This window comes from uncultured Sphingomonas sp. (genome assembly GCF_964250165.1).
Classification (GTDB): Bacteria; Pseudomonadota; Alphaproteobacteria; order Sphingomonadales; family Sphingomonadaceae; genus Sphingomonas.
In genome coordinates this window covers 1-4,677 of sequence record NZ_CAXUEK010000125.1, presented here as the reverse complement: position 1 = coordinate 4,677, position 4,677 = coordinate 1, and the positions used below count along the sequence as shown (strand labels likewise).

Annotated in this window: 5 protein-coding genes and 1 pseudogene; 1 reads left to right on the top strand and 5 read right to left on the bottom strand. The window is 72.2% G+C overall.

What is annotated here, in order from left to right:
- Positions 1-287 (top strand): annotated as a pseudogene (locus ACFE64_RS15140) (UDP-N-acetylglucosamine 1-carboxyvinyltransferase); the annotation flags it as partial.
- Between the two features lie 17 nt (positions 288-304).
- Here ACFE64_RS15140 and ACFE64_RS15135 read toward each other — a convergent pair.
- From ACFE64_RS15135 to ACFE64_RS15115, 5 genes are all read right to left on the bottom strand, one after another.
- Positions 305-793, bottom strand: coding sequence for an HNH endonuclease (locus tag ACFE64_RS15135; protein ID WP_375393286.1), 489 nt, complete (start codon positions 791-793; stop codon positions 305-307).
- A 58-nt stretch (positions 794-851) separates the two neighbouring features.
- Positions 852-1,241, bottom strand: a complete 390-nt coding sequence (locus ACFE64_RS15130) for a hypothetical protein (protein ID WP_375393285.1) — start codon at positions 1,239-1,241, stop codon at positions 852-854.
- A 150-nt stretch (positions 1,242-1,391) separates the two neighbouring features.
- Entirely contained in the window at positions 1,392-2,717 is a 1,326-nt protein-coding gene (locus tag ACFE64_RS15125) for a cystathionine gamma-synthase family protein (RefSeq protein ID WP_375393284.1), read from the bottom strand.
- A gap of 168 nt (positions 2,718-2,885) precedes the next feature.
- Positions 2,886-3,662: a peptidoglycan editing factor PgeF gene (pgeF, locus tag ACFE64_RS15120; protein WP_375393283.1), complete on the bottom strand. Its 777-nt coding sequence runs from the start codon at positions 3,660-3,662 to the stop codon at positions 2,886-2,888.
- Between the two features lie 175 nt (positions 3,663-3,837).
- The coding region (locus ACFE64_RS15115) for an SAM-dependent methyltransferase (RefSeq protein ID WP_375393282.1) at positions 3,838-4,677 on the bottom strand (840 nt) is incomplete at its 5' end.

The window sequence follows — 4,677 nt, the reverse complement described above, 5'->3', positions numbered from 1 at the left end:
AGACGATCTTCGAGAACCGCTACATGCACGTCTCCGAACTCGCGCGGATGGGCGCCGACATCCAGGTCGCGGGCCGGGCGGCGGTGGTGCGCGGCGTCGACCGGCTGGTCGGCGCGCCCGTGATGGCGACCGACCTGCGCGCGTCGATGAGCCTGATCCTGGCGGGGCTGGTGGCCGACGGCGAGACGCAGGTCAGCCGGGTGTACCATCTCGACCGGGGTTACGAACGGCTGGAGGAAAAGCTGTCGGCGGTGGGCGCGGATATCGAGCGGGTGAGCGACGGCTGAATGGGCGGCGGGGCCCGTTATGTACGTGTGCTCTGAGCAGGCTTGATCGCGGCGACGGCGGCGGGTCTGTCCGGGCCGGTGGAGGTGGGCCGCGCGGCGAGCGTGTCGAGGCTTCGCACCACATGGCGGTCCAGCGCATCCGCATAGTCCACCGCCCTGGCCGCGTCGAACAAGGGCAGCGGTGTCCCGCCCTTGCGCCGGTTGCACGGCGCGCAGCTGAAGACCAGGTTGTGCAGGTCGTCGGTCCCGTCCAACGCCACGGGACGCACATGATCCAGCGTGAACAGCCCGGCAGGGGCATCGACGGCCATCGGCTTGCCGCAATAGAAGCAGCTGCTGCCGTAGAGCCGATGCGCCGCCTTCATCGCGTTCAGCGCCCCTGCCTCTGTCTTGCCGACGCGGTAGACCGGCCTGGCTTGTCCATTGCGCCGATGAAAACGGATTGCGGTGTAAGGGGGCACGCGCAACGGGTGCTCTTCGAACGCAACGGCGGCAGTATCGTCCACGCGCCGATGCTAGCGGCATCCGGTTAAGGAGCGCCTGCTGCTGCTCCGCCGCTGTGTCTTACCAGAAGGCGGCCGGGTCCGGGCTCGGCGCGGTGCACGCGCGCTCGTGGCCGGCCTTGCACGCCGCGACCTGGGCGCGCCACGCGGCCATCGCGTCGGCATAGGCGCGCTGCTGGTGCCGCCAGTGCGCCTCGTCGGCCATCGTCGCGCGGTGTTGCGCGCGGACGGCGGCGTCGTAGGCGGCCAAGTCGGACGCATATTGCGCCTGCGCATCGGCGCCGGTGGTCTGCTGCGCGCCAGCGACGGCGCCGATCTGGTCGTTGGCGGCGGCGGTGGTCGGCGCGCTGCCCGCCGAAGCGGCATCATGCTCGGGCGTGTGCTGGGAGGTTTGGGCGAACGCCGGCGCGGCGGCCAGCGCGGCGGCGGCAAACAGCGGGAGGACACGCATGACGGTTGCTCCTGATCGTGAGCCGGGGAAACGTCGATACGGCTACGCCGTTCCGAGTCGCCGCGGTCAGGCCGTGTCGTCGGTCGTCGCTGCACGACGCCGGCCGGGCTTGCGCGGGCAGCGCCGATGTAGCCGCGCCCGCGCTGCGCCTCACACCACGGCCAACGCCTGTTCGAAGTCCGCGATCAGGTCGTCGGCGTCCTCCACGCCGATCGAGATGCGCACGAGATTGTCGGTGATGCCCAGCGCCTGCTTGCGCGCGTCCGGGACCGACAGGTGCGTCATGCCGGCGGGGTGGCTCGCCAGCGTTTCGGTGCCGCCGAGCGACACCGCGAGCTTGGCGATCTTCAGCGCGTCCAGGAAGCGGAACGCTTCCGCCTCGCCGCCCTTCAGATAGAGCGAGAAGGTGGAGCCGGCGCCGGTGCAGTGGCGGCGGTAGATGTCGGCCTGCCGCGCGTCCTCGCCGCCTTCCAGGAAGCCGAGATAGCCGACGCGCTCCACCTTGGGCTGGTCGCGCAGCCAGGCGCAGACCCTGGCGGCGTTCTCGCCGGCGCGGCTCATGCGCAGCTCCAGCGTCTCGAGCGAGCGCAGCAGCATCCAGGCGGTGTGCGGGTCGGTGATGGTGCCGATCGTGTTGCGCATCGAGCGGATCGTGTCGATGTGCGCCTTCGAGCCGAGCACGCCGCCCGCGACCAGGTCCGAATGGCCGCCGGCGTATTTTGTCAGCGAATAGACGACGATGTCGGCGCCCTGCCGCAGCGGCTGCGCCCAGAGCGGGCCGAGGAAGGTGTTGTCGATCGCGATCGGCGGCTTGGTCGTACCGGTGAAGATGGCGTCGCGGCTGGCGGCGACCGCCTCCACATCGACCAGCGCGTTGGTCGGATTGGCGGGCGATTCGAGATAGATCAGCGCGACGTTGCCCGATGCCGCCTTGGCCAGCACCGCGTCGATCTCCGCGCGCGTCGCGCCGGCCGGAAAATCGAGCCAGTGGATGCCGAACCGGCCTAGGATCCGCGCGATCAGCGTCTCGGTGGCGGCGTAGAGCGGGCCGGAATGGACGATGGTGTCGCCGGGCTTGACCATCGACAGGAACAGGGTGGCGATCGCCGACATGCCGCTGGAAAAGGCGAGCGCGTCCTCCGCCTCCTCCCAGACGGCGAGACGGTCCTCCAGTATCTCCTGGTTGGGGCCGTTGAAGCGCGAATAGACGAGCCCCTCCGCGCCACCCGGGCGCTTGCCGGTGACGCCCTCGAAATGGCGCTTGCCCGACGCCGCGTCCGGGAAGACGAAGGTGCTGGTCAGGAAGATCGGCGGCTTGAGCGAGCCTTCGGAGAGTGCGGGATCGAAGCCATGACCCATCATCAGCGTCGACGGCTTGAGCTTGCGGCCGCCGACCTGCCTGGGGGTGTCGTCCTTCGGCGCGGGCGCGGCGACGCCGGTCATGTCGGCTTCGGTCTCGTTCGGCGTATCGGGCATGGAATGTCTCCTTGGGCGATGCCCCTAGCCGATCCTCCCCGGGACGGGGAGGGGGACCGCGACGCGTAGCGGCGTGGTGGAGGGGGCTCTGGATTGGCGGTGTCCTAGCTGCGAAGCCCCCGCCACCACGGCCTGCGGCCGCGGTCCCCCTCCCCGCAAGCGGGAGGATCACCGCAGGCCGATCAGGCTGATCTGGCGGCCGTAATCCGCCTCGCCGCGATGGGTGGCGCGGCGATAGCTGTAGAAGCGGTCCGCGTCGGCATAGGTGTCGAGGCCGAGCGTCTCCACCCGGCCAACGCCGGCGGCGGCGAGGCGGTGGGCGACATAGGCCGCCAGGTCGAAGCGGCCATGGCCGGGGCCCCCATCGGCAAAGAAGCGCTCGTTGGCGGGATCGACTGCGGTGAAGCGGGCGCGGAAGCTGTCGTTCACCTCGTAGCTGGCGCGCGCGATGCACGGGCCGATCGCGGCGGCGATGCGCGCCCGGTCCGCGCCGAGCGCCGCCATCGCGGCGACGCAGGCGTCGGTGACGCCGGCGAGCGCGCCCTTCCAGCCGGCATGTGCCGCGCCGATCACGCCGGCCGTGCGGTCGGCCAGCAGCACGGGCGCGCAATCGGCGGTGAGGATGCCGAGCAGCAGGCCGGGCCGGTCGGTGACGAGCGCGTCGGCCTGGGGACGGGCGTCGTCGGGGAAGGGCGCCGACACCGTCGCCACGTCGGCGGAATGGATTTGATAGCAGGTAAGCAGCGTCGCGCCGGGCATCACCGCGGCGATCGCGCGGCGGCGGTTCTCCGCGAGTTCGGGGCTGATCTCGTCCTGACCGCGTCGCCCCATGTCGAGGCCGGCCATCAATCCCGTCGAGACGCCGCCGCGACGACCGAGAAAGCCGTGCGGGATGCCCGCAAGGGCGATGGCGCTGATCGGGTCGATCGGTTCGGGTAGGAGCATAAGGCCGGCTTACCTCGTCATGCCGGGCTTGTCCCGGCATCCACGCCAGGTCTCTCCTCGAGCTCGAATGAGGGTGCCGGTGCGGTGGTGGATGCCGGCACAGGGCCGGGATGACGGGGAACCTCGGCATACCGGCAAAGGGAGTGTCAGGGGCCGGCCTGGCGCGTCTTCGGCGCTATTCCGTTGCGCCGGTGCGCGCTGCGGCGAACCCCGCCGGCGCGGGCCAGCCCGGTGCGGTGACGGCGAGCACCTTGAACAGCCGGCCCATGTCGACCACCAGGCGCACGCGGGCGGCGGCGATCGCCTCGGCCCGGGCGGGCGTGGCGCGGGCGAGCGCGGCGGCGCGGGCGTCGATGCCGAGCCTCGCCAGCCATTCGCCCTGCTCGACCGGCCCCCACGCGACCGCGCCGCCGGCCTGCGCGGCGGCGGCGAGCGTGGTAAAATCGACCTGCGCGGTCAGGTCCTGCTCGCCGGGCGCGTCGTACGGGTTGGCATAGGCGTGGCCGCGTACCGCCTGCAGCGTGTCGCCGAGTGCCGGCCCTTCATGGCCATAGTCGACCACCAGCAGCGCGCCGCCCTGCGCCGCCAGCCGCGCGGCGAGGTCGCGCATCAGCTGCGCGGCGGCGGGGGCGGCCTCCAGCACCGCGCCGGGCGGGGCGTCGCGCAGGGTCGCCGGGATCACCGCGTCGGGCACCGGCCTGCCCGCGACGGGCAGGAACAGCGTGTCCTGGCAGGCGACCAGCCGCTCGCGCCAGGCGCCGTCTGGGTTTGACGGGCCGCGGACGAGCTGGCGGATCGGCAGCGCGTCGAAGAACTCGTTGGCCACCACCAGCAGCGGCAGGTCGGTCGGCAGCGTCGCCGGACCGGCGTGCCACGTCGCGTCCGGCACCCGCTCGGCCTGCGCGGCGCGGAGCACGGGGCTGGTCTCGACCAGGTGGATCGGCGGCGCGAGCCCCGCCTTGGCCATCGCGCGGCGCGCGTCGGCGGCGAGGGTGCCGCGGCCGGGGCCGAGCTC